The organism is Pseudomonas sp. NPDC087804 (genome assembly GCF_044742965.1).
Lineage (GTDB): Bacteria > Pseudomonadota > Gammaproteobacteria > Pseudomonadales > Pseudomonadaceae > Aquipseudomonas > Aquipseudomonas rustica.
The window spans coordinates 26,176-51,422 of the sequence record NZ_JBIUVN010000005.1; the positions used below are offsets into that span (position 1 = coordinate 26,176).

At 59.0% G+C, this 25,247-nt stretch carries 25 protein-coding genes; 10 read left to right on the forward strand and 15 right to left on the reverse strand.

The window, feature by feature from the left end; translation table 11 throughout:
* The first annotated feature begins 22 nt into the window (after positions 1–22).
* Entirely contained in the window at positions 23–1,483 is a 1,461-nt protein-coding gene (mltF, locus tag ACIOMO_RS11060) for a membrane-bound lytic murein transglycosylase MltF (RefSeq protein ID WP_082341386.1), read from the forward strand.
* 83 nt (positions 1,484–1,566) lie between these two features.
* On the opposite strand, the gene pdxJ is transcribed toward mltF, so the two are convergent.
* The 8 genes from pdxJ to lptF all read right to left on the reverse strand — a co-directional run bounded on the left by pdxJ (position 1,567) and on the right by lptF (position 9,993).
* Positions 1,567–2,313 (reverse strand): pyridoxine 5'-phosphate synthase, encoded by a 747-nt coding sequence (pdxJ, locus tag ACIOMO_RS11065; RefSeq protein ID WP_400755637.1) that lies wholly within the window; start codon positions 2,311–2,313, stop codon positions 1,567–1,569.
* A 48-nt stretch (positions 2,314–2,361) separates the two neighbouring features.
* A complete protein-coding gene (gene recO, locus ACIOMO_RS11070; RefSeq protein ID WP_401240601.1) occupies positions 2,362–3,051 on the reverse strand; it encodes a DNA repair protein RecO in 690 nt (229 codons plus the stop codon).
* Positions 3,052–3,217: 166 nt separating this feature from the next.
* Positions 3,218–4,120: a GTPase Era gene (gene era / locus ACIOMO_RS11075; RefSeq protein WP_007909024.1), complete on the reverse strand. Its 903-nt coding sequence runs from the start codon at positions 4,118–4,120 to the stop codon at positions 3,218–3,220.
* Positions 4,113–4,802, reverse strand: a complete 690-nt coding sequence (gene rnc, locus ACIOMO_RS11080; protein ID WP_053117395.1) for a ribonuclease III — start codon at positions 4,800–4,802, stop codon at positions 4,113–4,115. The genes era and rnc overlap by 8 nt, the downstream gene beginning before the upstream one ends.
* A 183-nt stretch (positions 4,803–4,985) precedes the next feature.
* Positions 4,986–5,840: a signal peptidase I gene (gene lepB, locus ACIOMO_RS11085; protein WP_053117392.1), complete on the reverse strand. Its 855-nt coding sequence runs from the start codon at positions 5,838–5,840 to the stop codon at positions 4,986–4,988.
* Positions 5,841–5,845: 5 nt separating this feature from the next.
* Positions 5,846–7,645, reverse strand: coding sequence for a translation elongation factor 4 (lepA, locus tag ACIOMO_RS11090; RefSeq protein WP_016986097.1), 1,800 nt, complete (start codon positions 7,643–7,645; stop codon positions 5,846–5,848).
* A gap of 172 nt (positions 7,646–7,817) precedes the next feature.
* Positions 7,818–8,879, reverse strand: coding sequence for an LPS export ABC transporter permease LptG (lptG, locus tag ACIOMO_RS11095; RefSeq protein ID WP_401240604.1), 1,062 nt, complete (start codon positions 8,877–8,879; stop codon positions 7,818–7,820).
* Entirely contained in the window at positions 8,872–9,993 is a 1,122-nt protein-coding gene (lptF, locus tag ACIOMO_RS11100; protein ID WP_053117386.1) for an LPS export ABC transporter permease LptF, read from the reverse strand. Before lptF ends, lptG begins: the two co-directional genes overlap by 8 nt.
* A 308-nt stretch (positions 9,994–10,301) precedes the next feature.
* Here lptF and ACIOMO_RS11105 point away from each other — a divergent pair, with 308 nt between their 5' ends.
* The 5 genes from ACIOMO_RS11105 (at position 10,302) to rlmF (ending at position 17,024) form a co-directional block, all read left to right on the forward strand.
* Positions 10,302–11,792: a leucyl aminopeptidase gene (locus tag ACIOMO_RS11105; protein ID WP_159813864.1), complete on the forward strand. Its 1,491-nt coding sequence runs from the start codon at positions 10,302–10,304 to the stop codon at positions 11,790–11,792.
* Positions 11,793–11,852: 60 nt separating this feature from the next.
* Positions 11,853–12,281, forward strand: a complete 429-nt coding sequence (locus ACIOMO_RS11110; RefSeq protein ID WP_053117380.1) for a DNA polymerase III subunit chi — start codon at positions 11,853–11,855, stop codon at positions 12,279–12,281.
* A gap of 8 nt (positions 12,282–12,289) precedes the next feature.
* Positions 12,290–12,685: a DNA polymerase III subunit chi gene (locus ACIOMO_RS11115; protein ID WP_212549652.1), complete on the forward strand. Its 396-nt coding sequence runs from the start codon at positions 12,290–12,292 to the stop codon at positions 12,683–12,685.
* 246 nt (positions 12,686–12,931) lie between these two features.
* Complete coding sequence (locus tag ACIOMO_RS11120) at positions 12,932–15,778, forward strand: valine--tRNA ligase (protein WP_401240609.1); 2,847 nt, start codon at positions 12,932–12,934, stop codon at positions 15,776–15,778.
* Between the two features lie 226 nt (positions 15,779–16,004).
* Positions 16,005–17,024: a 23S rRNA (adenine(1618)-N(6))-methyltransferase RlmF gene (rlmF, locus tag ACIOMO_RS11125; protein WP_401240612.1), complete on the forward strand. Its 1,020-nt coding sequence runs from the start codon at positions 16,005–16,007 to the stop codon at positions 17,022–17,024.
* 180 nt (positions 17,025–17,204) lie between these two features.
* Here rlmF and ACIOMO_RS11130 read toward each other — a convergent pair whose 3' ends face one another.
* A complete protein-coding gene (locus ACIOMO_RS11130) occupies positions 17,205–17,486 on the reverse strand; it encodes an HU family DNA-binding protein (protein ID WP_401240615.1) in 282 nt (93 codons plus the stop codon).
* A 519-nt stretch (positions 17,487–18,005) separates the two neighbouring features.
* Between ACIOMO_RS11130 and yejK the strand changes: the two genes are divergently transcribed.
* Both yejK and ACIOMO_RS11140 read left to right on the forward strand, forming a co-directional pair.
* Positions 18,006–19,010 carry a nucleoid-associated protein YejK gene (gene yejK, locus ACIOMO_RS11135; protein WP_053117368.1) on the forward strand — a complete coding sequence of 335 codons (1,005 nt, stop codon included), beginning with the start codon at positions 18,006–18,008 and terminating at the stop codon, positions 19,008–19,010.
* The gene (locus ACIOMO_RS11140; RefSeq protein WP_282359160.1) at positions 19,010–19,360 is read left to right on the forward strand and encodes a glutaredoxin family protein; all 351 of its coding nucleotides are present in this window, start codon (positions 19,010–19,012) and stop codon (positions 19,358–19,360) included. The genes yejK and ACIOMO_RS11140 overlap by 1 nt, the downstream gene beginning before the upstream one ends.
* Before the next feature lie 99 nt (positions 19,361–19,459).
* Here ACIOMO_RS11140 and ACIOMO_RS11145 read toward each other — a convergent pair whose 3' ends face one another.
* The 5 genes from ACIOMO_RS11145 to ACIOMO_RS11165 form a co-directional block, all read right to left on the reverse strand.
* Complete coding sequence (locus tag ACIOMO_RS11145; protein WP_053117363.1) at positions 19,460–20,395, reverse strand: glutathione S-transferase family protein; 936 nt, start codon at positions 20,393–20,395, stop codon at positions 19,460–19,462.
* 84 nt (positions 20,396–20,479) lie between these two features.
* Positions 20,480–20,782, reverse strand: a complete 303-nt coding sequence (locus tag ACIOMO_RS11150; protein WP_008083651.1) for a GIY-YIG nuclease family protein — start codon at positions 20,780–20,782, stop codon at positions 20,480–20,482.
* Positions 20,783–20,821: 39 nt separating this feature from the next.
* Positions 20,822–21,292, reverse strand: coding sequence for a nuclear transport factor 2 family protein (locus ACIOMO_RS11155; protein WP_053117357.1), 471 nt, complete (start codon positions 21,290–21,292; stop codon positions 20,822–20,824).
* 209 nt (positions 21,293–21,501) lie between these two features.
* On the reverse strand, positions 21,502–22,806 hold the full coding sequence (locus ACIOMO_RS11160; protein ID WP_401240620.1) for a CynX/NimT family MFS transporter: 1,305 nt from the start codon (positions 22,804–22,806) through the stop codon (positions 21,502–21,504).
* Positions 22,796–23,455 carry a FadR/GntR family transcriptional regulator gene (locus ACIOMO_RS11165; RefSeq protein WP_053117351.1) on the reverse strand — a complete coding sequence of 220 codons (660 nt, stop codon included), beginning with the start codon at positions 23,453–23,455 and terminating at the stop codon, positions 22,796–22,798. The genes ACIOMO_RS11160 and ACIOMO_RS11165 overlap by 11 nt, the downstream gene beginning before the upstream one ends.
* 166 nt (positions 23,456–23,621) lie before the next feature.
* On the opposite strand from ACIOMO_RS11165, the gene ACIOMO_RS11170 reads away from it, so the two are divergent.
* Positions 23,622–23,933 (forward strand): type II toxin-antitoxin system MqsR family toxin, encoded by a 312-nt coding sequence (locus tag ACIOMO_RS11170; protein WP_159815599.1) that lies wholly within the window; start codon positions 23,622–23,624, stop codon positions 23,931–23,933.
* Positions 23,930–24,418, forward strand: a complete 489-nt coding sequence (locus ACIOMO_RS11175; protein ID WP_401240623.1) for a type II toxin-antitoxin system MqsA family antitoxin — start codon at positions 23,930–23,932, stop codon at positions 24,416–24,418. Before ACIOMO_RS11170 ends, ACIOMO_RS11175 begins: the two co-directional genes overlap by 4 nt.
* Before the next feature lie 61 nt (positions 24,419–24,479).
* On the opposite strand, the gene ACIOMO_RS11180 is transcribed toward ACIOMO_RS11175, so the two are convergent.
* Positions 24,480–25,244, reverse strand: coding sequence for an amino acid ABC transporter ATP-binding protein (locus ACIOMO_RS11180; protein WP_053117341.1), 765 nt, complete (start codon positions 25,242–25,244; stop codon positions 24,480–24,482).
* Positions 25,245–25,247: the final 3 nt, after the last annotated feature.

A 25,247-nucleotide genomic window follows, 5' to 3' on the forward strand; every position in this document is an offset into this window, starting at 1 on the left:
GCCGTTTGCGTATACTGCGCACATGTTTTTCCCAACGGCTTTGCGTCCGCGGTACGCCAAATGGCTGATCGCAACCGGACTCTTCCTGATGCTCAGTGGCTGTGTTGATAAACCCAACACGCTGGAGCGCATAAAGGAGGATGGTGTGCTGCGCGTGATTACACGCAACAGCCCCGCCACCTACTTTCAGGATCGCAGCGGTGAAACCGGCTTCGAATACGAGCTGGTGAAGCGTTTCGCCGACGATTTGGGGGTCGAGCTGAAGATCGAGACCGCCGACAACCTCGATGACCTTTTCAATCAGATCGGCAAACCCAACGGCCCGGTACTCGCCGCCGCCGGCCTGGTCAGCAGTGAGCATCGCAAGCAACAGGTGCGTTTCTCCCACTCTTATTTAGAAGTTACCCCGCAGATCATTTATCGCAACGGCCAGTCGCGCCCTACCGACGCCGGCGATCTGGTCGGCAAGAAGATCATGGTGCTCAAGGGCAGCACCCACGCCGAGCAACTGGCGGAGCTGAAAAAGAAATTCCCCGGCATTGAATACGAAGAATCCGACGCGGTTGAAGTGGTCGATCTGCTGCGCATGGTCGATGAAGGCCAGATCGACCTGACCCTCGTCGATTCCAACGAAGTGGCGATGAACCAGGTGTACTTCACCAACATCCGCGTCGCCTTCGACCTTGGCGATGCCAGCAACCAGAGCTGGGCCGTGGCCCCGGGCGAAGACAACAGCCTGCTCAACGAGATCAACGCGTATCTGGACAAGGTGCAAAAGAATGGCACCCTGCAACGCTTGAAAGATCGCTACTACGGCCACGTTGACGTACTCGGTTACATGGGCGCGACCACCTTCGCCCAGCACTTGCAGCAGCGCTTGCCAAAGTACGAACAGCACTTCAAGAATTACGCGAAGAAAGAGAAAGTCGACTGGCGCCTGCTGGCGGCGATCGGTTATCAGGAATCGCTGTGGCAACCGACGGTCACCTCGAAAACCGGTGTGCGCGGGCTGATGATGCTGACGCAGAACACCGCGCAGGCGATGGGCGTGTCGAACCGACTTGATCCGAAACAGAGCATCATGGGCGGCGCCAAGTACCTGGCTTATATGAAGGATCAGCTCGACGATTCGATCAAGGAACCGGATCGCACGTGGTTCGCCCTCGCGGCGTACAACGTCGGCAGCGGCCACCTCGATGACGCGCGCAAACTGACCGCCAAAGAAGGTTTGAACCCGGACAAGTGGCTGGACGTGAAGAAGATCCTGCCGCGTCTGGCGCAGAAACAGTGGTACAGCAAAACCCGTTACGGCTATGCCCGGGGCGGCGAGCCGGTGCATTTCGTGGCGAACATTCGTCGTTATTACGACATTCTGACCTGGGTGACGCAGCCGCAGCTTGAGGGTGATCAAGTGGCTGAGGGCAATCTGCATGTGCCTGGCATCGACAAGTCAAAACCCGCTCAAGAACCTGCCCCGCTTTAAAAGCAAAAGATCGCAGCCTTCGGCAGCTCCTACAGGTGTACACATAACCTGTAGGAGCTGCCGAAGGCTGCGATCTTTTGATCTTAGCCCTTGAGCGCAGCAGCCAGTATCAGCGCTTTCATCTCGGACACAGCGGACTTGAAGCCCACGAACAACGCATGCGCCACCAGCGCATGGCCGATGTTCAGCTCGTTGATCCCCTTGATCGCCGCCACCGCCTCAACGTTGTGGTAATGCAGGCCATGGCCGGCATTGACGATTAAACCCTGCGCCAAACCAAACGCCACGCCATCCGCAACGCGCTGCAGTTCTTCAGCCACTTCCGTCGGCGTTTCAGCATCGGCATAACGCCCGGTGTGCAGTTCGATCGCCGGTGCGCCAACGCGCTTCGACGCTGCAATCTGCCGCTCATCAGCATCGATGAACAGCGACACTTCGCTGCCGATCTTCGACAGACGCTCAACCGCAGCCTTGATCCGTTCTTCCTGCCCGGCTACATCCAGACCGCCTTCAGTGGTCAGTTCCTGACGGGTTTCCGGCACCAGGCAGATGTGCGCCGGACGAATGCGCTCAGCGAACGCCATCATTTCTTCGGTGATGCCCATTTCGAAGTTCATGCGGGTTTGCAGCACATCCTTGAGCAGCAGTACGTCGCGCTCCTGAATGTGCCGGCGGTCTTCACGCAGGTGAACAGTAATGCCATCAGCGCCCGCCTCTTCCGCGTCCAGCGCAGCCTTGACCGGATCCGGGTAGCGCGTACCACGGGCCTGACGCAGGGTGGCGACGTGGTCGATGTTCACGCCAAGAAGAATGCGATTGCTGGTGGTCACGGGTGCGCGCTCCTGAAGAAAAAGATTCGGCGCACAGCATACACGGGGCTAGGGCTTGCGAAACAGCTCGCGACTAACGAGAGGACGGCCGCCCAAGTGAACGGCGAGGGCTTGGCGCATCAGGCGCTTGGCTGCGGAAAGTGCGCCCGGTGCAGTCCAGTCGGCTTCGGCCATGGCCAGTAATTCGACGCCGTTGAACAGGCCGGGTTGCAGCAGAAAAACGCGCTCCAGGCCGGCATCCACTTGCAGGCGATAGAGGCCGTCTTCGGCTATCGGTTCGCCGTGGATATCGCTGTTCAGCGAGAAGCCATAACCGAGATCGTCCAGCAAACGCCATTCGAAGGAACGCAGCAGCGGCTCCAGCGGACGGCCCTCAGCCAATGCCAGCAAGGTCGCGGCGTAGTGATCGAATACACCGGGGTGTGGATCCTCAGCAGGGAGCAAACGGATCAGCAGTTCATTGAGATAGAGTCCGCTGAACAGCGCCTCACCATTGAGCCACGCCGAGGTGCCGGCACTTTCCATGCGCCCGACATTCTTCAACTCACCCTTGCCGCGAAACTCGACTTCCAGCGACACGAACGGCCGGGCCAACGTCCCGGCCTTGCCCCGCGCACTGCGCAACACCGCCCGCAGCCGACCTTGCGGCGTGAGGAAATCCACCAAGGCACTGGTTTCGCGATAGGCGCGAGAGTGCAGGACGTAGGCGGGTTGGGCGGGAGGCGGGTTTGAGGACATGGAACTCTCATGGAAAAAGCGCGGTTTTATATTCACCCCAAAACCACTGTGGGAGCGAGCTTGCTCGCGAATTCGGTGTGACAGTCAACATCGATGCTGAATGTTACATCCTCTTCGCGAGCAAGCTCGCTCCCACAGGTTTCTTCGCTGTTGCGACAACCGCTGGTTACAGGTCGCCGTAACCCAGCGAACGCAGTGCACGCTCGTCGTCGGACCAGCCGCCCTTCACCTTCACCCACAGGTTGAGCATGATCTTGGAGTCGAACAGCAGCTCCATGTCCTTGCGCGCTTCGGTGCCGATGCGTTTGATGCGCTCGCCCTTGTCGCCAATGATGATCTTCTTCTGACCGTCACGCTCAACGAGGATCAAGGCGTGGATGTGCAGGGTTTTGCCCTGCTGCTTGAACTCTTCGATCTCGACGGTGATCTGGTACGGCAGCTCGGCGCCCATCTGGCGCATGATTTTCTCGCGCACCAGTTCGGCGGCGAGGAAACGGCTGCTGCGGTCGGTGATCTGGTCTTCCGGGAAGAAGTGATCGTTCTCCGGCAGGTGGTCGGCGATGACTTTTTCCAGTGCGTCGAGGTTGTGCCCGTGCTGTGCGGAAATCGGAATGATCTGCGCGTTCGGCAGTTGTTCCTGCAACCAGCTCAGGTGCGGCATCAGCTCGGCTTTGTCTTCGATGCGATCGGTCTTGTTCAGCGCGACGATCAGCGGGCCGGTCACGTACTGCACGCGTTCCAGCACCATCTGGTCTTCGTCGGTCCACTTGGTGCGGTCAACGACGAAGATCACCACGTCGACGTCTTTCAACGCGGCCGAAGCGGTTTTGTTCATGTAACGGTTCAGGGCCTTTTCGCCACCCTTGTGCATGCCCGGGGTGTCGACGTAGATCGCTTGCACGTCACCCTCGGTTTTGATCCCGAGCATGTTGTGGCGAGTGGTCTGCGGCTTGCGCGAAGTGATCGCGAGCTTCTGGCCGAGGATGTGATTGAGCAGCGTCGACTTACCGACGTTGGGACGGCCGACGATGGCAACATAGCCACAGCGAGTTGCGTTTGTATCAGTCATTGCCATTCTCCACGCCCAGGGCAATCAGTGCTGCAGCGGCCGCTACCTGTTCGGCAATACGACGGCTGACACCCTGACCTCGGCTTTTTTCATTCAGTAAGACAACTTCGCACTCGACGAAGAAGGTTCGGCAGTGCGGCTCGCCCTGGATATCCACCACTTCATAGCGTGGCAGATCGCAACCGCGCGATTGCAAGTGTTCCTGCAGGCGGGTTTTCGGATCCTTGTTGGTGTCGACCAGCGTCAGACCTTCGAACTCGCCAGCGAGCCAGGCCAGGACGCGTTCGCGCGCCATGTCCATGCCGGCATCGAGGTAGATCGCGCCGATCAAGGCTTCGAGGGCATCGGCCAGAATCGATTCGCGACGGAAACCGCCGCTCTTCAGTTCACCGGAACCCAGTCGCAAGTAGTCGCCAAGGTCGAAACCGCGCGCCAGTACGGCCAGCGTCTCACCTTTTACCAGACGTGCGCGCAAACGCGACAATTGGCCTTCGCGGGCCAGCGGGAAGCGATCGAACAGCGCCTCGCCAGCGACGAAGTTGAGGATGGCATCGCCGAGGAATTCCAGGCGTTCGTTGTTGCGCCCGGCAAAACTGCGGTGCGTAAGGGCCAGCAGCATCAGCTCCTGATCCTTGAAGGTGTAACCGAGCTGTCGCTCGAGACGGCTTAATGAGGCGCTCACGGTTTACCCACGCTGTGTTCAAAGCTGGATTCCACCGCCATCGCCGGGGTACGGCGCGGGCCTGGGACAATTAACGCTGTGTTCAAAAATTACATCCTGAATATCGTTGGCTTCATGCCCCGGAGCCGATTGTGTCGACGCCAGAAATGCATTCGGCGCTGTGTTCAACAGCGCCGTGTGTGATTACTTGATCAGGCCAACCCGCGAGAAATTCGGCAGGTGACTGAGTTTCGGTTCCGGCCAGCTCATCCAGACCGCGAAGGCCTTGCCGACGATATTCTGGTCGGGAACCATGCCCAGCAGATCCTTGGGAATCTTTGGATCATCCCAGTAGCGACTGTCGTTCGAGTTGTCGCGGTTGTCGCCCATCATGAAGTAGTGCCCGGCAGGCACTGTCCACGAACGATCCGGGGTGGCGCGGTAGCGGCTCATTTCCTTGCGGATCAGGTGCTCGGCAGCGCCGAGTTTTTCCTTATAGAGCTCGGCACTGCCCAGGGTGCCCGGCTCGGAGCCGATCATCTGCTCGGCAATCGACTCGCCGTTGACGAACAGATGCTTGTCAGCGGTGTAGCGAATCGTGTCGCCCGGCAGACCAACTACACGCTTGATGTAGTTGACGTTCGGGTCGCTCGGGTAGCGGAACACCATGACATCGCCACGCTGTGGGTCACCGACTTCGATGATTTTCTTGTCGATCACCGGCAGGCGGATCCCGTAAGAAAACTTGTTCACCAGAATGAAGTCGCCGACGTCCAGGGTTGGCTTCATCGAACCCGACGGGATCTGGAACGGTTCCACGAGGAACGAACGCAGCACCAGCACGATGAACAACACCGGGAAGAACGACTTGCCGTATTCAACCAGCAGCGGCTCTTTGTTGAGTTTCTCGACCACCACGACATCTGGCTGACCGACACTGCCCTGATAAGAGGCAATGGCGGCACGCCGACGCGGTGCAAGGATCAACAGATCAAGCAACGCCAACAGGCCGCAGACGAACACGGCGATGACCAGCAACAGCGGGAAATTTAGTGACATAGGACCTAACTATCCAACCTGAGCACTGCAAGGAAGGCTTCTTGTGGAATTTCCACGTTGCCGACCTGCTTCATGCGTTTTTTACCGGCCTTCTGCTTTTCAAGCAGTTTTTTCTTACGGCTAACGTCACCGCCGTAGCACTTGGCCAATACGTTCTTTCTGAGCGCCTTGACGGTTGTCCGTGCCACGATCTGACCGCCAATGGCGGCCTGGATCGCCACGTCGAACATCTGACGAGGAATCAGTTCTTTCATCTTTTCGGTCAACTGGCGACCTTTGTAGTGCGAGTTGTCACGGTGCACGATCAGCGCCAGAGCGTCGACCTTGTCGCCGTTGATCAGCACGTCCAGTTTCACCAGATTAGCCGATTGGTAACGATCGAAATGGTAATCCAGCGAAGCATAGCCGCGGCTGGTGGATTTGAGACGGTCGAAGAAGTCGAGCACCACTTCGTTCATCGGCAAGTCGTAAGTGACCTGCACCTGATTGCCGAGGAACAGCATGTCGACTTGAACGCCACGCTTCTCGATGCACAGGGTGATGACGTTACCCAAGTGCTCCTGCGGCACCAGGATATTGGCGCGCACGATTGGCTCGCGCATGTCTTCGATCGACGACACATCCGGAAGCTTGGATGGGTTGTCGACGTAAATCGTTTCACCGGTTTTCAGCACCAGCTCGAAAATTACCGTCGGCGCGGTGGTGATCAGATCCAGGTCGTACTCGCGCTCGAGGCGCTCCTGGATGATTTCCATGTGCAGCATGCCGAGGAAACCGCAACGGAAGCCGAAGCCCAGTGCGTCAGAGCTTTCCGGGGTGTATTGCAGCGACGAGTCGTTGAGGGTCAGCTTCTGCAACGCTTCGCGGAAATCCTCGAAGTCGTCGGAGCTGACCGGGAACAGACCGGCGTAAACCTGCGGCTGGATGCGTTTGAAGCCAGGCAGCACTTCAACGTCCGGGGTCGAGCTCAGGGTGAGGGTGTCACCGACCGGTGCACCGTGAATGTCCTTGATGCTGGCGATGATGAAGCCCACTTCGCCGGCCTTCAGGTCAGCAGTAGCGGTGTGCTTCGGGTTGAACACGCCAACGCTGTCGACCAGATGGATCTTGCCGGTGGACTTGACGAGGATCTTGTCGCCCTTCTTCACGCGGCCATGACGCACACGCACCAGGGAGACAACGCCCAGGTAGTTGTCGAACCAGGAGTCGATGATCAACGCTTGCAGCGGATCTTCGATGTTGCCGGTCGGCGCAGGAATGGTGTGCACCAGGCGCTCGAGCACTTCGTCGACACCCAGGCCGGTTTTGGCGCTGCAGGTGACGGCGTCGGTGGCATCGATGCCGATGATCTTCTCGATTTCGTCTTTGACGCGATCAGGATCAGCCTGTGGCAAGTCGATCTTGTTCAGCACCGGCATGACCTCAAGGCCCTGCTCGATAGCGGTGTAGCAGTTGGCCACGGACTGGGCTTCAACGCCTTGACCGGCGTCGACCACCAGCAGTGCACCTTCACACGCGGCCAGGGAACGGCTGACTTCGTAGGTGAAGTCGACGTGGCCCGGGGTGTCAATGAAGTTCAGCTGGTACTTGATACCGTCTTTGGCGGTGTAGTACAGGGTAACGCTGTGGGCCTTGATGGTGATCCCGCGTTCACGTTCCAGATCCATGGAATCCAGTACCTGGGCTTCCATTTCACGCTCGGCCAGGCCGCCGCACATCTGGATGAAGCGATCGGCCAGCGTCGACTTGCCATGGTCAATGTGGGCGATGATGGAGAAATTGCGGATATGACTCAAATCACTCACGGATCAACACTCAAAAAGGCTGCAGGCATAGCCCGCCGAAAAATAGCCGGGAATTGTACCTGATACACGGCGCAAGCGTCACGTTCACCTGTCACCCGGATTGCATGCAAAAACGCCCCGGTCTGTCGACCGAGGCGTTTTCGAGGTTAAAACACTGGCAAAACCGGCGGCATTAACCGGCCCGTCTCAGCAGCCAGACACCGAGCAGCGCACACACACCGGCCGGCACCAGCACCGCAAACAGCGGCGAGAAACCGAACACCAGGCTCGAAGGGCCGAGCAAATCCTGGACGATGCGGAAGGTGAAGCCGACCAGCACACCGGTGAACACACGCTGACCGAGGGTCACGGAACGCAGCGGGCCGAAGATGAACGAGATCGCCATCAACACCAACGCAGCAGTCACCAGCGGCTGCAACACCTTGACCCAAAACGCCAGCCAATAACGGCCGTTGCTCAAGCCTTGTTCAGACAGATAGTGGATGTAACCCCACAGACCGCTGATCGACAGCGATTCCGGCGCCATCACCACCGTGCTAAGCAGTTGCGGGCTCAGGGACACGTCCCAACGCTCGGCCGGCACATTGACCACTTCGGTTCTGCGCTCATGGAAAACCGTGGTGGTGACATCGGTGAGCTGCCAGTGATCTTTGTCGAACTCGGCTTTTTTAGCGAAGCTCGAACTCAGCAGATGACGCTCTTTGTCGAAGTGATAACGGGTCACGCCGTACAGCAAACCGTTGGGTTGAACGGCGTTGATGTGGATGAACTCTTCACCCTGACGGTGCCACATACCGTGTTTGGCACTTTGCGCATCGCCGCTGCCCTGGGCCAGCGAGCGATTGGCCTGAGCCATGCTTTCGGTGGCCGGTGCGACGTATTCGCCGATCAGCAAACCGGCCAGCATCAGCACCAGCATCGGCTTCATCACCGCCCAGACAATGCGCCCGATCGATACACCAGCTGCACGCATGACGGTCAGTTCGCTGCTGCTGGCCAGACTGCCGAGACCGATCAGACAGCCAATCAGCGCGGCCATCGGCAGCATTTCGTAGAGACGGCGCGGCGCGGTGAGCATCACGAAGCTCAGCACATCCTTCAGCGTGTAGGTGTCGCTGACGTCGCTCATTTCATCGATAAAAGCGAACAACGTCGCCAGACCCAGAATGATCGCCAGCACGGCGATGATCGCCATGAACACGCTGCTGCCGATGTAGCGGTCGAGTTTAACCACGGGCCACCTCCAGCGCAGCGCTGCGACGGCTGGCCATCTTCAGGCGCAAAGGCTCCCAATAGAGCAGGCCGAGACCGATAAACAGGAAGATCGCGTGCACCCACCACAACCCGAGGGTCGGCGGGATCTTGCCTTTTTCGAGGGCGCCACGGGCGGCAATCAGGATGGTCAGGTAAGCCATATAAAGAAGAATCGCCGGCAGCAGCTTGAGGAAACGCCCTTGACGCGGATTGACCCGCGACAGCGGCACCGCCATCAGGGTCACGATAAACACCAGCAGCGGCAGGGAAAGACGCCATTGCAGTTCGGTTTTGGAGCGGATGTCATCACTTCCAAGCAAGGCTGAGGTCGGCATGGCGTCACGGTCGGTGACTTCTTCACTGACTTCCGGCTTGGGCAACTGCACACCGTAGGTCTCGTAATGCACCGCACGATAATCCGCCTGACCCGGGCTGCCGTCATAGCGGTAACCGTTTTTGAGGATCAGGTAGCGGGTGCCGTCCTTGCGACTTTCCTGGAGACCTGACTCGGCCACCAGAATGGAAATCCCGCGGTCCTTCTTGTCGGCACCAAGGTTTTTCTGCGAAATGAACACGCCGCCCAGATTGATCCGGTCGTCGGTCAGGGTTTCCGTGTACGTCACCCGCGTACCGTCGCGCAGCGCCTGGAAGCGACCCGGTTCGAGGGTGTCGAATTCGGTCAGCGCATCCTGCTTGTTCAGCAGCAACTGAAACTGGTTGGCGCCTTGAGGGGCCAACCCCAGGCTCAGCCATGCCACCACCAACGCCACCAGGGTCGCCGGAAACAGGGTCATGCGAAACAGCTTCTGCTGGCTCATGCCGGTGGCCGAGAGCACGGTCATTTCGCTTTCGAGGTACAGGCGACCGTAAGCCAGCAAGATCCCGAGGAACAGGCCCAGCGGCAGAATCAGTTGCAAGAACCCCGGCAGACGAAAGCCCATGATCAGGAACAGCGAACCCGGATCGAGCTGGCCGGCAGCGGCCTGAGCCAGATATTTGATGAAGCGACCGCTCATGATGATGACCAGCAGCACGGCACTCACGGCGCTGAGGGTCAGCAGGACTTCGCGGGACAGATAACGGAAGACGATCAAACCAGACACTCCAGGGTTGTCAGGCTAAGGCGGCCAAACAAGCAAACACACCGACCGGCCCGCAACGCAGAGCCGTCGGAAAAAGATGCGGCATTATCCTGTGATTGGGGGCGCCTGTCACTGCGCACACTCATCCATGTCTGTAATCCGTTGCAGATCGTACAACCGAGGGTTGTCAGGCGCGGGGAGCGAGGTTCAAACTGCGGCCCTTGTCGCAGGCTTTGGCCTGCGCCTCTTCTATTTATAAGCAGGCGACTGCGGACACCGTCGAACGCCTGCGTGTTGACCATTCATTCAGGGATCCGGACATGGAACTGGTTGTAAAAAGCGTTAGCCCAGAAACGTTGAAAACCGCCACCCTGGTGGTTGCCGTCGGCGAAGGCCGCAAACTCGGCGCCGCCGCCAAACAGGTCGACGAACTGAGCGGTGGCGCGATCAGCGCCGTCCTCAAGCGTGGCGATCTGGCCGGAAAAGTCGGTCAAAGCCTGCTGCTGCACAGCCTGCCTAACCTCAAAGCCGAGCGCGTGCTGTTGGTTGGCGTGGGCAAGGATGAAGAACTGGGCGACCGTCCGTTCCGCAAAATCGTTGCCGGTATCCTCAATACTCTGAAAGGCCTGAACGGCAGCGACGCCGTGCTGGCGCTGGATGAAGTTATTGTTAAAAACCGCGACAGCTACGGCAAAACCCGTCTGCTGGCGGAAACCCTGGTGGACGGCGAATACACTTTCGACCAGTTCAAGAGCCAGAAAGCCGAACCGCGCGCACTGAAAAAAATCACCCTGCTGACCATCAAGGCTGCCCAAGCCGAGGTGCAGCGCGCCGTGAATCACGCCACCGCGATCGCCAACGGCATGGCCTTCACCCGTGATCTGGGCAATCTGCCACCGAACATCTGCCACCCAACCTTCCTTGGCGAACAAGCGAAGAACCTCGGTAAAGAGTTCAAGGACCTGAAAGTCGAAGTCCTCGACGAGAAGAAAATCAAGTCGCTGGGCATGGGCTCGTTCTATGCCGTCGGCCAAGGCAGCGAGCAACCGCCACGTTTGATCGTCATGCAATACAACGGCGGCAAGAAATCCGAGAAGCCGTACGCACTGGTCGGCAAAGGCATCACTTTCGACACCGGCGGCATCAGCCTGAAGCCGGGCGCCGGCATGGACGAAATGAAGTACGACATGGGCGGCGCTGCCTCGGTGTTCGGTACCTTGCGCGCCGTGCTTGAGCTGAAACTGCCGATCAACCTGGTGTGCATCCTCGCTTGCGCGGAAAACATGCCGAGCGGCAATGCGACCCGTCCAGGCGACATCGTCACCACCATGAGCGGCCAGACCGTGGAAATCCTCAACACCGACGCCGAAGGCCGTCTGGTGCTGTGCGATGCGCTGACCTACTCCGAGCGCTTCAAGCCACAAGCGGTGATCGACATCGCCACCCTGACCGGCGCTTGCGTCGTCGCACTGGGTGCGCACACCTCGGGTCTGCTGGGCAACAACGACGAACTGATCGGCCAACTGCTCAGCGCCGGCCAGGCTGCTGACGACCGCGCCTGGCAGCTGCCGCTGTTCGATGAGTACCAAGAGCAACTGGACAGCCCGTTCGCCGACATCGCCAACATTGGCGGCCCGAAAGCCGGCACCATCACAGCGGCATGCTTCCTGTCGCGCTTCACCAAGAACCTCAACTGGGCGCACCTGGACATCGCGGGCACCGCATGGACCAGTGGCGGCAAGGACAAGGGCGCCACTGGCCGTCCGGTGCCATTGCTGACCCAGTACCTGCTGGATCGCGCCAAAGCCTGAACCCGCTGATGGGCGGCGGCGTCACTCTCGGGTGACGCCGCTTGCCGCTCTGGAACCGCAATGACCAAAGTCGATTTTTACATTCTGCCCAGCGCCGACCCTTCGGCTCGCCTGGACTTCGCTTGCAAGCTCACCGAGAAAGCCTGGCGCATGGGTCACCGCATCTATCTGCATTGCAGCGATGCCGCCCAGCGTGACGATCTCGATGCGCGCCTGTGGGCGTTCAAGGGCGAAAGCTTCGTGCCGCATGGCCCTGCCGACAGCGAACCGGACGGTTTGATCGTGCTGGGTGTGGGTGATGACTGCGGTCAGCATCAGGATTTGCTGGTCAACCTCGACCTGAAAGTCCCGGCCTTCGCCAACAAGTTCGCCCGGGTGGCGGAAGTGGTGGTCGAAGACCCGACGATTCGTGCCGCGGCGCGGGAGAGTTTTCGCTTCTACCGCGAACAGGGCTATCCTCTGCAAGATCACCGTTTACAGCGACTCTGAGCATTCCAATGGACACTCCGAAACCGCAGCAAAAGCCGACACACCTGCTCGACGATCTCGAATCGATCCGTCAGTTGCTCGGCGACGACAACCTGCAACCACCGCTGTTGACCGATACGGTCGATGAAGGTGAACAGGAACAGATTCCGATGTTGTTCGAAGCGGTTGGCAATGAACCGCAAGCCGTCGAACCGCAACCTGCGCCAACTCCGGCGCCGGCCGCGCAACCTGCGACACCGGTGAATAAAGGCCCGGACGCCCTGCTCCACCTCGACAGCGAACTGCGCGCCGCCGCGCAATTGATCATGCAAGACGTGATCGACGACTTCGCGCCGCACATCGAAACCGAAATCAAACGGCGCCTTGATGCGCGGATGGAAAGGCTGCTCAGCCAATACGAATAACCCCCCTCCTTGTGGTGAGGGGATTTATCCCCGATCGGCTGCGCAGCAGTCGTTAACCCTGCAAACGCGCAGCGTGATTGAAATATTGGGGCTGCTGCGCAGCCCATCGGGGATAAATCCCCTCACCACAAAGGTTCCCCCCCAACATTAGTGTCCGCGCGACCTCCCCCCCGCTCGCCCTCGGCTCCATGCCCCGCTATACTCGTCGGCTTTTCCTGAATTAATGCCAATAGGGTCCCGCCGCGCATGGATAAGACCTACCAGCCGCACGCCATTGAAACTTCCTGGTACAACACCTGGGAGTCCGAGAACTACTTCGCCCCGCAAGGCGCGGGCGACTCCTACACCATCATGATCCCGCCGCCGAACGTCACCGGCAGCCTGCACATGGGTCACGGTTTCAACAACGCGATCATGGACGCCTTGATCCGTTTCCGCCGCATGCAGGGTCGCAACACCCTGTGGCAGCCGGGCACCGACCACGCCGGTATCGCTACGCAGATGCTGGTGGAGCGTCAACTCGAAGCCCAAGGCCAGAATCGCCACGATCTGGGCCGCGAAAAATTCCTCGAGAAAGTCTGGGAATGGAAGGATCAGTCCGGCGGCAACATCAGCCGTCAGATCCGCCGCCTCGGCTCGTCCGTCGACTGGAGCCGCGAGCGCTTCACCATGGACGATGGCCTCTCGGAAGCGGTTAAAGAAGCGTTCGTGCGTCTGCACGAAGACGGTCTGATCTATCGTGGCAAGCGTCTGGTCAACTGGGACACCAAGCTGCACACGGCGATTTCCGACCTCGAAGTGGAAAACCACGACGAGAAGGGTTTCCTGTGGAACCTGAAGTACCCGCTGGCCGACGGCGCGAAAACCGCTGATGGCAACGACTTCCTGATCGTCGCGACCACCCGTCCGGAAACCATGCTCGGCGACTCCGCCGTTGCGGTTAACCCGAACGATGAGCGCTACCAGGCCCTGATCGGCAAGTTTGTCGAGCTGCCGCTGGTTGGCCGCCGCATCCCGATCATCGCCGACGATTACTGCGATCCTGAATTCGGCACCGGCTGCGTGAAAATCACCCCGGCCCACGATTTCAACGACTACGAAGTCGGCAAGCGCCACAATCTGCCGCTGCTGAACATCTTCGACAAGAACGCCAACGTGCTGCCGGCAGCCCAGGTGTTCAACCTCGACGGTACGCTGAACGACAGCATCGACGGCGCAATTCCAGCTGAATACGCCGGCCTCGAGCGTTTTGAAGCGCGCAAGCAAATCGTTGCCGCCTTCGACGCCGCCGGTCTGTTGGTCAGCGTCAACGACCACGCCCTGAAAGTACCGAAAGGCGATCGCTCCGGCACCATCATCGAGCCGTGGCTGACCGACCAGTGGTACGTGTCGACCAAGCCTTTGGCCGAGCCTGCGATTGCTGCCGTTGAAGACGGTCGCATTCAGTTCGTACCCAAGCAGTACGAAAACATGTACTTCTCGTGGATGCGCGACATTCAGGATTGGTGCATCAGCCGCCAGCTATGGTGGGGCCACCGGATTCCGGCCTGGTACGATGAGTCGGGCAAAGTCTATGTCGGTCGCGACGAAGCCGAAGTGCGTGCCAAAAACAATCTTGGCCCGGACGTTGCGCTGCAACAGGACAACGACGTTCTCGACACCTGGTTCAGTTCCGGTCTGTGGACGTTCTCCACCTTGGGCTGGCCGGAAAAAACCGAGTTCCTGAAGAAATTCCACTCCACCGACGTGCTGGTGACGGGCTTCGACATCATTTTCTTCTGGGTTGCCCGGATGATCATGCTGACCATGCACCTGATCAAGAACGAGGACGGCACGCCGCAGGTACCGTTCAAGACCGTTTATGTACACGGTCTGGTGCGTGATGGTCAGGGCCAGAAGATGTCCAAGTCCAAGGGCAACGTCCTTGACCCGCTGGACATCATCGACGGTATCGAGCTGGAAGACCTGGTGCAGAAGCGCACCTCCGGCATGATGCAGCCGAAACTGGCGAAGAAGATCGAGAAGCAGACCCGCGACGAGTTCGCCGACGGCATCGCCAGCTACGGCACCGACGCCCTGCGCTTCACCTTCTGCTCGCTGGCTTCGACCGGTCGCGACATCAAGTTCGACATGGGCCGCGTTGAAGGCTACCGCAACTTCTGCAACAAGATCTGGAACGCCGCGCGTTATGTTCTGGACAAGGGCGAAGATTGCGGCCAGAACGGCGAAGCCTACGAACTGTCGCTGGCGGATCGCTGGATCATCTCGCAGCTGCAACGCACCGAAGCCGAAGTGACCCGTCAACTCGATCAGTTCCGTTTCGACCTGGCGGCGCAAGCGCTGTACGAGTTCATCTGGAACCAGTATTGCGACTGGTACCTGGAACTGTCCAAGCCTGTGCTGTGGGACGAGAATGCGCCGGTTGAACGTCAGCGCGGCACTCGCCGTACGCTGGTTCGCGTATTGGAAGTGGCGCTGCGTCTGGCGCATCCGTTCATGCCGTTCATCACTGAAGAAATCTGGCAGCGCATCGCGCCGCTGGCCGGCATTCAGGGCAAGACGATCATGCTGCAACCTTGGCCAGTGGCCAACGAAGAGCGCATCGATCCGGCCGCCGAGAACGACATCGAATGGCTCAAGGAACTGATGCTCGGCACGCGCAACATCCGTGGCGAAATGAACATCGGCCCGGGCAAGCCACTGCCGATCTACCTGAAGAACGTCAGCGCTGAAGACCAGCGCCGTCTGACCGAGAACGAAGCGCTGCTGAAGAAACTGGCGCGTCTGGAATCGATCACCGTTCTGCAGGCTGGCGAAGAAGCTCCGCTGTCCGCCACCGCGCTGGTTGGCGAGATGGAAGTGCTGGTGCCGATGGCCGGTCTGATCGACAAGGGCGCCGAGCTGGCGCGTCTGGACAAGGAAATCTTGCGTTTGCAGGGTGAAGTTCAGCGTGTTGGCGGCAAACTGTCCAACGCCGGTTTCGTTGACAAGGCCCCGGCCGAAGTCATCGAGAAGGAACGCGCCAAACTGGCCGAGGCTGAACAAGCCCTGGCCAAACTGGCCGAGCAACACGCGCGGATTGCCAGTCTGTAACGGCAAATCGCACTAAAAAAAGGGAGGCCCAAGTGGCCTCCCTTTTTCATTCCCGCCACATTCCCCCCTGTAGGAGCTGCCGCAGGCTGCGATCTTTTGATCTGGCTTTTAAAAACCAAGATCAAAAGATCGCAGCCTGCAGCAGCTCCTACATGGGATCGGCGCATAGCTCGTCAATGTGGGACAATACCCGCCACTTTCAGCCATACCCGAATCGACCACGCCCATGAACGCCCCCCGCACACCCAAACCTGCGCGCAAAAAGCCCGACTCCGCGACCCCGGCCAAGACCGTCGAGCCGCGTGAAAAGGCCAGCCTGCACCCGCGCAATCGCCATCAGGGTCGTTACGACTTCCCGGCGCTGATCAAGACCACGCCGGAACTGGCGAAGTTTGTGATCATCAACCCGTACGGTAAGGAAAGCATCGACTTCGCCAGCCCCGACGCGGTGCGCGTGTTCAACCGGGCGCTGCTCAAGTCGTTCTATGGCATCCAGCATTGGGACATCCCGGCAGACTACCTCTGCCCGCCAGTGCCGGGCCGTGCCGATTACGTGCACTTCCTCGCTGACCTGCTGGCGAGCATGAACGACGGTAAGGTGCCGCGCGGCGCGATCGTCAACGTGCTCGACATCGGTATGGGCGCCAACTGCGTTTATCCGCTGATCGGTAACAGCGAATACCGCTGGCACTTCCTCGGTTCTGAAATCGACCCGACGGCGGTGGCTGCCGCCAAGGCTATCGTTCAGTCCAACGACTTGAACAAGGTGATTCAGTTGCGCTTGCAGGAAAACCGCAAGCACATCCTGATCGGCTTGCTTGAGCCGGGCGAGCGCTTTGACCTGACCATGTGCAATCCGCCGTTCCACGCCTCGATGGACGAAGCGACCAAGGGCAGCGAGCGCAAATGGCGCGCCCTGGGCAAGGCCGATCCGAAACGCAAACTGCCGGTGCTGAACTTCGGTGGCCAGTCGGCGGAGCTGTGGTGTGAAGGCGGCGAAGCGCGTTTCGTGACGCAACTGATCGCCGAGAGCGCGAACTTCCAGCACAAAGTGCTGTGGTTCAGCACCTTGGTGTCGAAAGCCTCGAACCTGCCAGCCATCGAAACCGCGCTGAAAAAGGCCGGCGTGCTGGAAAGCCAGGTCGTAGAAATGTCCCAAGGCCAGAAGCAGAGCCGTTTCGTGGCGTGGACGTTCCAGACCAAGTCCGAGCAGCAGATCTGGCGCCGCGAGCGTTGGACCCGCTAACCTTGGGCTGACCCCTGTAGGAGCTGCGGCACGCTGCGATCTTTTGATCTTGATTGATTTGTAAACACAAGATCAAAAGATCGCAGCGTGCCGCAGCTCCTACAGGGGTAAGACGTCAAATCGCAGGCACAAAAAAACCGTGCCCGGATCACTCCGGAGCACGGTTTTTTTTGCTGCGTCTTACTTGTTCACAGCGTCGGTCAGGCCTTTGGCCACAACCAGCTTGATCACTTTCTTCGCAGGGATTTCGATGGCAGCGCCAGTCGAAGGGTTACGGCCAGTGCGGGCAGGACGCTCGGTCACTTTCAGCTTGCCGATACCTGGCAAGGTGATTTCGCCGCCGTTTTCCAGCTGATCGGCAACGATTTGGCCCAGTTGGTCCAGAGCGTTACGCGCGGTGGATTTCGGCGCGTCGATAGCTTCAGCGATGTCGTCGATCAGTTGGTCTTTAGTAAGAGCCATGTAGTGTTCCTTCCCTATCAAATTCATATGGATTGCAGAGTGCAGTGTCAGCCATCGAGCCCGATCTTCTGGATCTGGCACCCTCGGCGATAACCACGACGAGTCGGGTTATAGATACCGAAATCAGGGTTTGGTTCGACCTGACAAATGCTGATTGCACGCTTAACGCAGTGACTTCGCGTAAGACCGGGCAAAACTAGCACAGAGACAAGGAAATATCCGCCTCTAGCTACCCATTTGGTCAGCTTTATTGCTCTAAACCGCGAAAAAACTGCATAAGCCCGGTCGCACGCCCCGGTTTTGCCCTACAACCCCACGTTTACGCTGCCGCTGACGCGGTTTCCCGCTTATGTAGGAGCTGCCGCAGGCTGCGATCTTTTGATCCTGTTTTTTTAAAATGCCAGATCAAAAGATCGCAGCCTGCGGCAGCTCCTACAACAGGCCCGTGCCGAGAATCGGGTACACTTAGCGCTTTTTCGGGGGAGCCTGCCCTCCTCCCTTCCAACAGCCGAGAAGCCCATGCCGATCCGTCATTGCATCGTCCACCTGATCGACAAAAAACCCGACGGCACGCCCGCAGTTCTGCACGCCCGTGACACGGAACTGGCCGAGTCCGCGGCCATCGAGAACATGCTCGCCGACCTCAACGAAAGCTATAACGCCAAACAGGGCAAAGCCTGGGGCCTGTTTCACCCGGAATCCGGCGCGTTCCCGTTCAGTGGCTGGCTGAAGGAATACATGGAGGGCGGCAAGGACTTCACCGCATTCAGCAAAGTCGCGGTCGAGCACCTGCAGAAGCTGATGGAAGAGTCGAACCTGTCGGTCGGCGGCCACGTGCTGTTCGCGCATTATCAGCAAGGCATGACCGATTACCTGGCAATCGCCCTGCTGCACCACAGTGAAGGCGTGGCGGTGACCGACGAGCTGGACGTGACCCCGTCGCGCCACCTCGACCTTGGCCAACTGCACCTCGCAGCGCGGATCAACGTCTCCGAGTGGCAGAACAACAAACAATCGAAGCAGTACATCTCATTCATCAAAGGCAAGAATGGCAAAAAGGTCTCGGAATACTTCCGCGACTTTATCGGCTGCCAGGAAGGCGTCGACGGCCCGGGCGAGACGCGCACGCTGCTCAAGGCCTTCAGCGATTTCGTCGAGAGCGAAGACCTGCCGGAAGAGTCCGCGCGCGAGAAGACCAAAACCCTGGTCGATTACGCCAGCAGCCAGGCCAAACTCGGCGAGCCGATGGGCCTGGAAGAACTCTCCGAGTTGATCGACGAAGAGCGCCCGAAAGCCTTCTTCGATCACATCCGCAATAAGGACTACGGCCTGTCGCCAGAGATTCCCGCGGACAAACGCACTTTGAATCAATTCCGCCGCTTCACCGGCCGCGCCGAAGGCCTGTCGATCAGCTTTGAAGCGCACCTGCTGGGCTCGAAGATCGAGTACGACGAAGAAGCTGGCACCTTGGTGATCAAAGGTTTGCCGACGTCGCTGACCGATCAGCTGAAGCGGCGCAACTGATGCTCGCCAATGTGCTGAAGAAGGTCGCGCTGGTTCTGCTGGTGGTCGTGGTGTATCAGAACTGGGGCAAGATCGAGCGGGTGTTCAATCCGTCGCAGATGGTTGCCGAGCAGACGCGGGCGCAAGCCAACGTCGTGCTTTACGCCACCGACTGGTGCGGTTACTGCAAGCAGACCAAGCGTTTTCTCGACAGCAAGGGGATTCCGTTCAAGGAGTTCGACATCGAGAAGGATGCCGATGCGCGCAAGGCGTATGAGGCATTGGGTGGACGCGGGATTCCGTTGATTGATGTCAACGGCACCTTGATTCGCGGGTTTGACCCGGACGAGATCCTCGCCGCCCTGAAATAGAACTCTGTAGGAGCAAGGCTTGCCCGCGAAGAACGATGACCCGGTTTGTCAGAGACACCGCGTCATCGTTCTTCGCGAGCAAGCTTTGCTCCTACAGATTTAGCGGGCTTCGATGCGGAAACCGAAGCGTGGGAAGTGCACGTGCACCACGCCGCCGCGCTCGTCTTCGCGACGAATGATCAGCTCTTCGCTACCGGCAAACAGCAACTCACCGACCACTGGATCAACACCGTAATCCGTCGCCGAGATCGCCACTTGCTGGCCTGCCTTGAAACCATTCGGGTCGATGAACTGCTCTTTCGGCAGATCCGCTGGCGTCGCACTGCGTGCAACTTCCAGCGCTTCCTCAGAGGTCATCGCACTCGCCGCGCCATGGCCAAAGCCCAACACTCGACCCAACCACGCGGAAACAGCCGGATACTCATCCACCAACGGCGCGGTGACGTGAGTCGCTTTGAGGAACCACAGCGGATGCGCCAGCGCGAAGTCGGCAATCGACGGCTCGCCGAACAGGAAGTCGCCCTGCTCGCGCTGCAGTTGTTGCTCCAGACGCAGCATGATCGTCGGCCATTGATGCTTGGCCTGCTCAGCGGACAAACGTGTGGCGCTGCCGCCACTGAACAAACCGGCGCGGTCAGCCATAAACGCTTTGATCGCTTCCGGCGGCAGCTTGCCGAAACGCACGGCTACCGATTCCGGCTGAAACACCAGGCTCACCGCATGTTGAAACACCACCGAATCAACCCAGGTGGCGAAACTCGCGGTGGTCATTTCCTGGCCTTCAGGGAAGAAGCTCGGCAGGGCTTTTTCCTGCTCCAGGCGACGGGCGATCAGTGAAGTGTCGCAGTAGATGTCGGCGCCGATTTGCAGCACCGGGGTTTTGCGATAGCCGCCAGTCAGTGCGGTCAGATCCGGCTTTGGCATCACTGGCGAAATGTGCACCGAGCGCCACGACAGGCCTTTGAAACCCAGCAGCAGGCGGGCCTTCTCGGCAAATGGAGAAGTCGGGTAATGATGCAGAATCAACTCGGACATGCTCGGCTCCGCCGCTCAGAAAGTGAGTCGGCAGCTTAGCGCGCATTTGCTTAGCAGCCTACAGATCTGGCTGATGGGAACCGATCAGTCAGATTGATAAGACGCGACCAGGCATTCCTTGGCGCTCTTGCGCAGTTTTTTGATCAGCCGTTCCTGACGCAAAGCATCGCTTTTATCGCGACAAAGCTCGGTGTACACCAACGCCATCGCCGGGCTGGAAAGGAAGAACCGCGCGCCTTTGCCGCTTTGATGCTTGGCGAAGCGGCGCACCGGGTCGTCGCTGATGCCGCAGTACAGCGAACCGTTGGCCGCGCGAACCAGGTAGACGAACCAGGACTTGCTCACCGGTTCGGCAACATCGACAGATTTTTCGCTAAGGCTGGTCACTTCGGGATCAAGACGTGTAGGAAACAGGCCGCGATCTTATCAGCGACCGGCCTGAAATGCCTTCAGTCCCTTCAACGCCTGCGCACGCACGGCGTTGCGTACCAGAGGCGTCCAGCCCAGCAGCAGACCTTTGAAACCCAGAGCCTGACGCGACCAGCGCCACAGATCGAAATGGTCGTGATGCTCGCAGATCTTGCCGTCACGGAAGACGAAACGGGCCTGGATATCGTTGATCACAACGTTGCCGGTCTGGCTGAACAGGTAGGTCGCGACCCAGTGCGCACCGCCGCTGCGCTCATCAGCGCGGACGTTGTCGAAGGTCAGGGAGAAGTCTTTGGCGCGGGTGGTGAGCATGCGCCACATGTCGCCGGCATCGCGCCCGCGCAGTTCGCCGAAGGCCGGATCGCTGAACACCACGTCATCGGTGTAGCACGCGGCCATGGCCTCGGCGTCCAGACGTTTGAAGGCTTCGTAGAAGCGGGTGATCAACGCGCTGTGGGCTTCGCTCATGGGCAATCTCCAAAATAGGTACAGATTGCCAGCACGATAATCCGCAATACGAAGAAACACTATCGGCATTCGTAAACCGAATACCAACTACACACAAAATTAATGTGGGAGCGAGCCTGCTCGCGAAAGCGGCGTGTCAGTCAACACAGATGTTGAATGTTAAATCGCCTTCGCGAGCAGGCTCGCTCCCACATTTAAAATGTGTGGATTCAGATTCTTTCGCTTTGCACTTGCACGTACAGCGCTCGCCCGGCGCCGAGGCCGGCGATGATCGCGCCGGTGCCGATGATGCCGAAGATCCAGCCCACCGCATTCCAGCCGCCCGTCCAGTCATGCACCACACCGACCGCAAACGGCCCCATCGACGCCAGCGTGTAGCCGAAGCCCTGGGACATGCTCGACAGGTTCGCCGCGACGTGCGAATCCCGCGAACGCAAGACGATCAACGTCAACGCCAGACTGAACGTACCGCCCTGCCCCAGGCCCAGCAGAATCGCCCAGCCCCACAGGCCTTCGATCGGCGCATACAGGCAACCGAACAGGCCACCCAGGGTCAACGCCATCACCACGACAATTGCCAGTCGCTGATCCTTGCCGCGAGTGGCCAGCCAAGGCGCGGCCAGCGAACTGGCGAGCTGGATGATCACCGAGCCGGACAACACCAGACCCGCTTGCGTCGGCGTCAGCCCGCGACCAATCAGGATCGACGGCAACCAGCCAAACACGATGTACGCCAGCGACGATTGCAGGCCCATATACAACGTCACTTGCCACGCCAGCGGATCACGCAGCAGGCCGCGCACGCGATAGGCGACGTTGTGTGCACCGTGTTTTTGACCGACCTGTGGCAGCCAGAACAACGCCGCCACCAGCGCCGGGATGACCCAGAAGCCCAGGCCAATTGTCCAGTCTCCGCCAAAATTTTCGCTCAACGGCACACTGGTGCCCGCCGCCATTGCCGCGCCCAGACACAGGGCCATGGTGTAGACGCCGGTCATGGTGCCGGCGTGTTTGGCGAAGTCGCGCTTGACGATACCCGGCAGCAATACGCCGACAATGCCGATGCTTGCGCCGCCCAATACGCTGCCCGCAAACAGGCCGATTTCACCGAAGCTGCTACGCAAAATGATGCCGCAGGCCAGTGTCAGCAGGATCCCCAACACCACGCGTTCGGCGCCAAAACGTCGCGCCAGAATCGGTGCCAGCGGTGCGAATAAACCGAGGCACAGCACCGGCAGTGTGGTCAGCAAACCGGCCTGCGCCGCCGACAAGCCGAGGCTCTTGGAAACGTCGCTGAGCAGCGGCGCCATGCTCGACAGCGCCGGACGCAAGTTCAACGCCACCAGAATCAGCCCCAGCAGCAACAGCCACGGCCGGCGCACCAGCGGATGGCTTTGTTGCACCTGCTCGTCATCGGCCTCGGCGTCGATCAGCAGCTCTTCAAGCTCTGCCGTGCGTTTCGGGGTTGTGGATAGCTCACTGCGGGACATGGATTTCTCGGTTTCAAGGTTCATTGATCAACTGCCTCGACAAGGCTTTGGCCCGTTCCGGGTCGCGTTGTTCGACGGCATCGAGCAACTCGATGTGCAGGTCGAACACTTCCTGACGGCGCGGGACGATGTTCAGGGTCTGGCGCAATTGCGCGCCGACGATGCTGGAGAAATAGCGATACAGCTCGCTGAGGGTCGGGTTGTGCGCGGCGTCGACCAGTCGGCGGTGGAACACCAGATCGCAGGCGATGTAGGTGTCGAGATCTCCGTGGTAGTGACTGCCACTGGTGCCGAGGGCTTCGCGCAATGCGGCGAGGTCTTCATCGGTGCGACGCAACGCCGCCAGGCCGATCGCCTCGACTTCGAGGATGTGCCGGGTTTCCCGCGCCTGCTCCAGCGAGCAACGCGACAACGCTTTCAGCGTGTCGAGCGGATCAACCAGCGCGCGCAAATAACTGCCGTCGCCCTGGCGAATCTCGATCAATCCGGAAAACGCCAACACACGCATGGCTTCGCGCACGGTATTGCGGCTAATGCCCAACTCAGCGCAGAGCTCGGGTTCGGTCGGCAAGCGTTCGCCGACCTGCCAGGCACCACTGTTAATGCGCTGGCGGAGTTGATCCAAGGCCTGATCGACCAAGGATCGTTTGATGAGTGGAGAAATGTCTGACATAGGATTCGCCCTTTCATCCAATCATAGGATGAATTTTCCGACATGTTAGTCAGACCCATGTAGGACGGCAACCACCTAAGGTCAAAAGGCGACACATGGAGCGGCATTTTCGATTAGTCAAAATCACCCTTTAAGGGTAATTTCAGGGACAGGGTTTTGGTTTCTTATGGAAAAGAACACACCCCATTACGACTTGGTGGTAGTGAAGCAAGAAGTCATCAGACTGGGCGCTAAAGCCTTTACAGGAAGCGCGATGAGCTCGGGCAAGGGCATGGGGTTAAACCTCAAACGTATGCAGCAAGCCATCTGCTCGCTGGATCGCCGGATGTTCTACAAGTCCATGACTTGCTACACCAACCACAGACACTGGCAGGATGTTTACCACATTGGATTTCACGACTTGGAGTTGTATATCAAAATCACCTACTGCCCCAACGGCGGTCCTCCCGTGATCTCTTTCAAGGAGAAGAATTTATGAATACACGGCAATGCTTGAGCTGTGGCACTCAAGAGTCGATGCAACATTTCGAAGGTCGCAGTTTGACTGTCAACTACAAGGATGTTTCACGTTGGGTGCACGGCATTGCAGGGTGGGAATGCAAAGCCTGCGGCGAGATCATTTTTGATAACGATACTGACAGCGCCGAACGCTATTCTGACGCCGGCGATAAATTGCTCGAAGAGTGCTTCCACGTAATGGGCGCCGAGATGAAACGCATCCGCCGCAAATTGCATCTCACCCAAAAAGAAGCAGTTAAATTGCTATCCGGCGGAGGTCACAACGCTTTTTCCCGCTACGAACGCGGCGAGCTTTCACCGCCTCAACCGTTGTTCAATCTTATGCGTCTGCTAGACCGGCACCCTCACCTGCTCGCCGAAATACACGCGATGAACGAAGGCAGTGAATTGCGGCGATTGCTCGCCGCGCGCTTCCCGGAACAGGAGACGGCACCGGTGCCCTGACAAAACCTGGAAAAAATAAACCCGGAACTCGGTCCGGGTTTATTTCAGAACGTAGGTCAGATCAATGCAAAATCTGACTCAAGAACAACTTCGTCCGCTCATTCTGCGGATTATCGAAGAAGTCATTCGGCGCCGCTTGCTCAACGATTTCACCCTTGTCCATGAAGATCACACGGTTCGCCACAGTCCGCGCGAAGCCCATTTCGTGAGTCACGCAAAGCATGGTCATGCCGTCTTCTGCCAGACCGATCATGGTGTCGAGCACCTCTTTCACCATCTCCGGATCGAGCGCTGAAGTCGGTTCATCGAACAGCATGATTTTCGGTTTCATGCACAGGGCGCGGGCAATCGCCACACGCTGTTGCTGACCACCGGACAGTTGCCCCGGGAACTTATGCGCCTGCTCCGGAATGCGTACGCGTTCCAGGTAATGCATGGCGATTTCCTCGGCCTTGCGCTTGGGCATCTTGCGTACCCACATCGGCGCCAGGGTGCAGTTCTGCAAAATGGTCAGGTGCGGGAACAGGTTGAAATGCTGGAACACCATGCCGACTTCGCGGCGGATCGCTTCGATCTGCTTGAGGTCATTGGTCAGTTCCACGCCGTCGACGACGATGCGGCCCTGCTGGTGTTCTTCCAGACGATTGAGGCAACGAATCGTCGTCGATTTGCCGGAACCCGACGGGCCGCACAAAACGATACGTTCGCCCTGTTTCACGTTGAGGTTGATGTCTTTCAGCACGTGGAACTGGCCGTACCACTTGTTGACGCCCTGCATCTGAATAATGCCTTCAGGGCTCACAGGCTTTTTGATTACTTCACTCATCTC

Bases quoted from the DNA above. Each gene is read 5' to 3' on its own strand.
- mltF (WP_082341386.1), top strand. From the start codon at position 23: ATGTTTTTCCCAACGGCTTTGCGTCCGCGGTACGCCAAATGGCTGATC.
- recO (WP_401240601.1), bottom strand. From the start codon at position 3,051: ATGTCCTCAAACCCGCCTCCCGCCCAACCCGCCTACGTCCTGCACTCT.
- era (WP_007909024.1), bottom strand. From the start codon at position 4,120: ATGACTGATACAAACGCAACTCGCTGTGGCTATGTTGCCATCGTCGGC.
- lepB (WP_053117392.1), bottom strand. From the start codon at position 5,840: ATGTCACTAAATTTCCCGCTGTTGCTGGTCATCGCCGTGTTCGTCTGC.
- ACIOMO_RS11105 (WP_159813864.1), top strand. From the start codon at position 10,302: ATGGAACTGGTTGTAAAAAGCGTTAGCCCAGAAACGTTGAAAACCGCC.
- ACIOMO_RS11110 (WP_053117380.1), top strand. From the start codon at position 11,853: ATGACCAAAGTCGATTTTTACATTCTGCCCAGCGCCGACCCTTCGGCT.
- ACIOMO_RS11115 (WP_212549652.1), top strand. From the start codon at position 12,290: ATGGACACTCCGAAACCGCAGCAAAAGCCGACACACCTGCTCGACGAT.
- ACIOMO_RS11120 (WP_401240609.1), top strand. From the start codon at position 12,932: ATGGATAAGACCTACCAGCCGCACGCCATTGAAACTTCCTGGTACAAC.
- rlmF (WP_401240612.1), top strand. From the start codon at position 16,005: ATGAACGCCCCCCGCACACCCAAACCTGCGCGCAAAAAGCCCGACTCC.
- ACIOMO_RS11130 (WP_401240615.1), bottom strand. From the start codon at position 17,486: ATGGCTCTTACTAAAGACCAACTGATCGACGACATCGCTGAAGCTATC.
- yejK (WP_053117368.1), top strand. From the start codon at position 18,006: ATGCCGATCCGTCATTGCATCGTCCACCTGATCGACAAAAAACCCGAC.
- ACIOMO_RS11140 (WP_282359160.1), top strand. From the start codon at position 19,010: ATGCTCGCCAATGTGCTGAAGAAGGTCGCGCTGGTTCTGCTGGTGGTC.
- ACIOMO_RS11145 (WP_053117363.1), bottom strand. From the start codon at position 20,395: ATGTCCGAGTTGATTCTGCATCATTACCCGACTTCTCCATTTGCCGAG.
- ACIOMO_RS11155 (WP_053117357.1), bottom strand. From the start codon at position 21,292: ATGAGCGAAGCCCACAGCGCGTTGATCACCCGCTTCTACGAAGCCTTC.
- ACIOMO_RS11160 (WP_401240620.1), bottom strand. From the start codon at position 22,806: ATGAACCTTGAAACCGAGAAATCCATGTCCCGCAGTGAGCTATCCACA.
- ACIOMO_RS11165 (WP_053117351.1), bottom strand. From the start codon at position 23,455: ATGTCAGACATTTCTCCACTCATCAAACGATCCTTGGTCGATCAGGCC.
- ACIOMO_RS11170 (WP_159815599.1), top strand. From the start codon at position 23,622: ATGGAAAAGAACACACCCCATTACGACTTGGTGGTAGTGAAGCAAGAA.
- ACIOMO_RS11175 (WP_401240623.1), top strand. From the start codon at position 23,930: ATGAATACACGGCAATGCTTGAGCTGTGGCACTCAAGAGTCGATGCAA.
- ACIOMO_RS11180 (WP_053117341.1), bottom strand. From the start codon at position 25,244: ATGAGTGAAGTAATCAAAAAGCCTGTGAGCCCTGAAGGCATTATTCAG.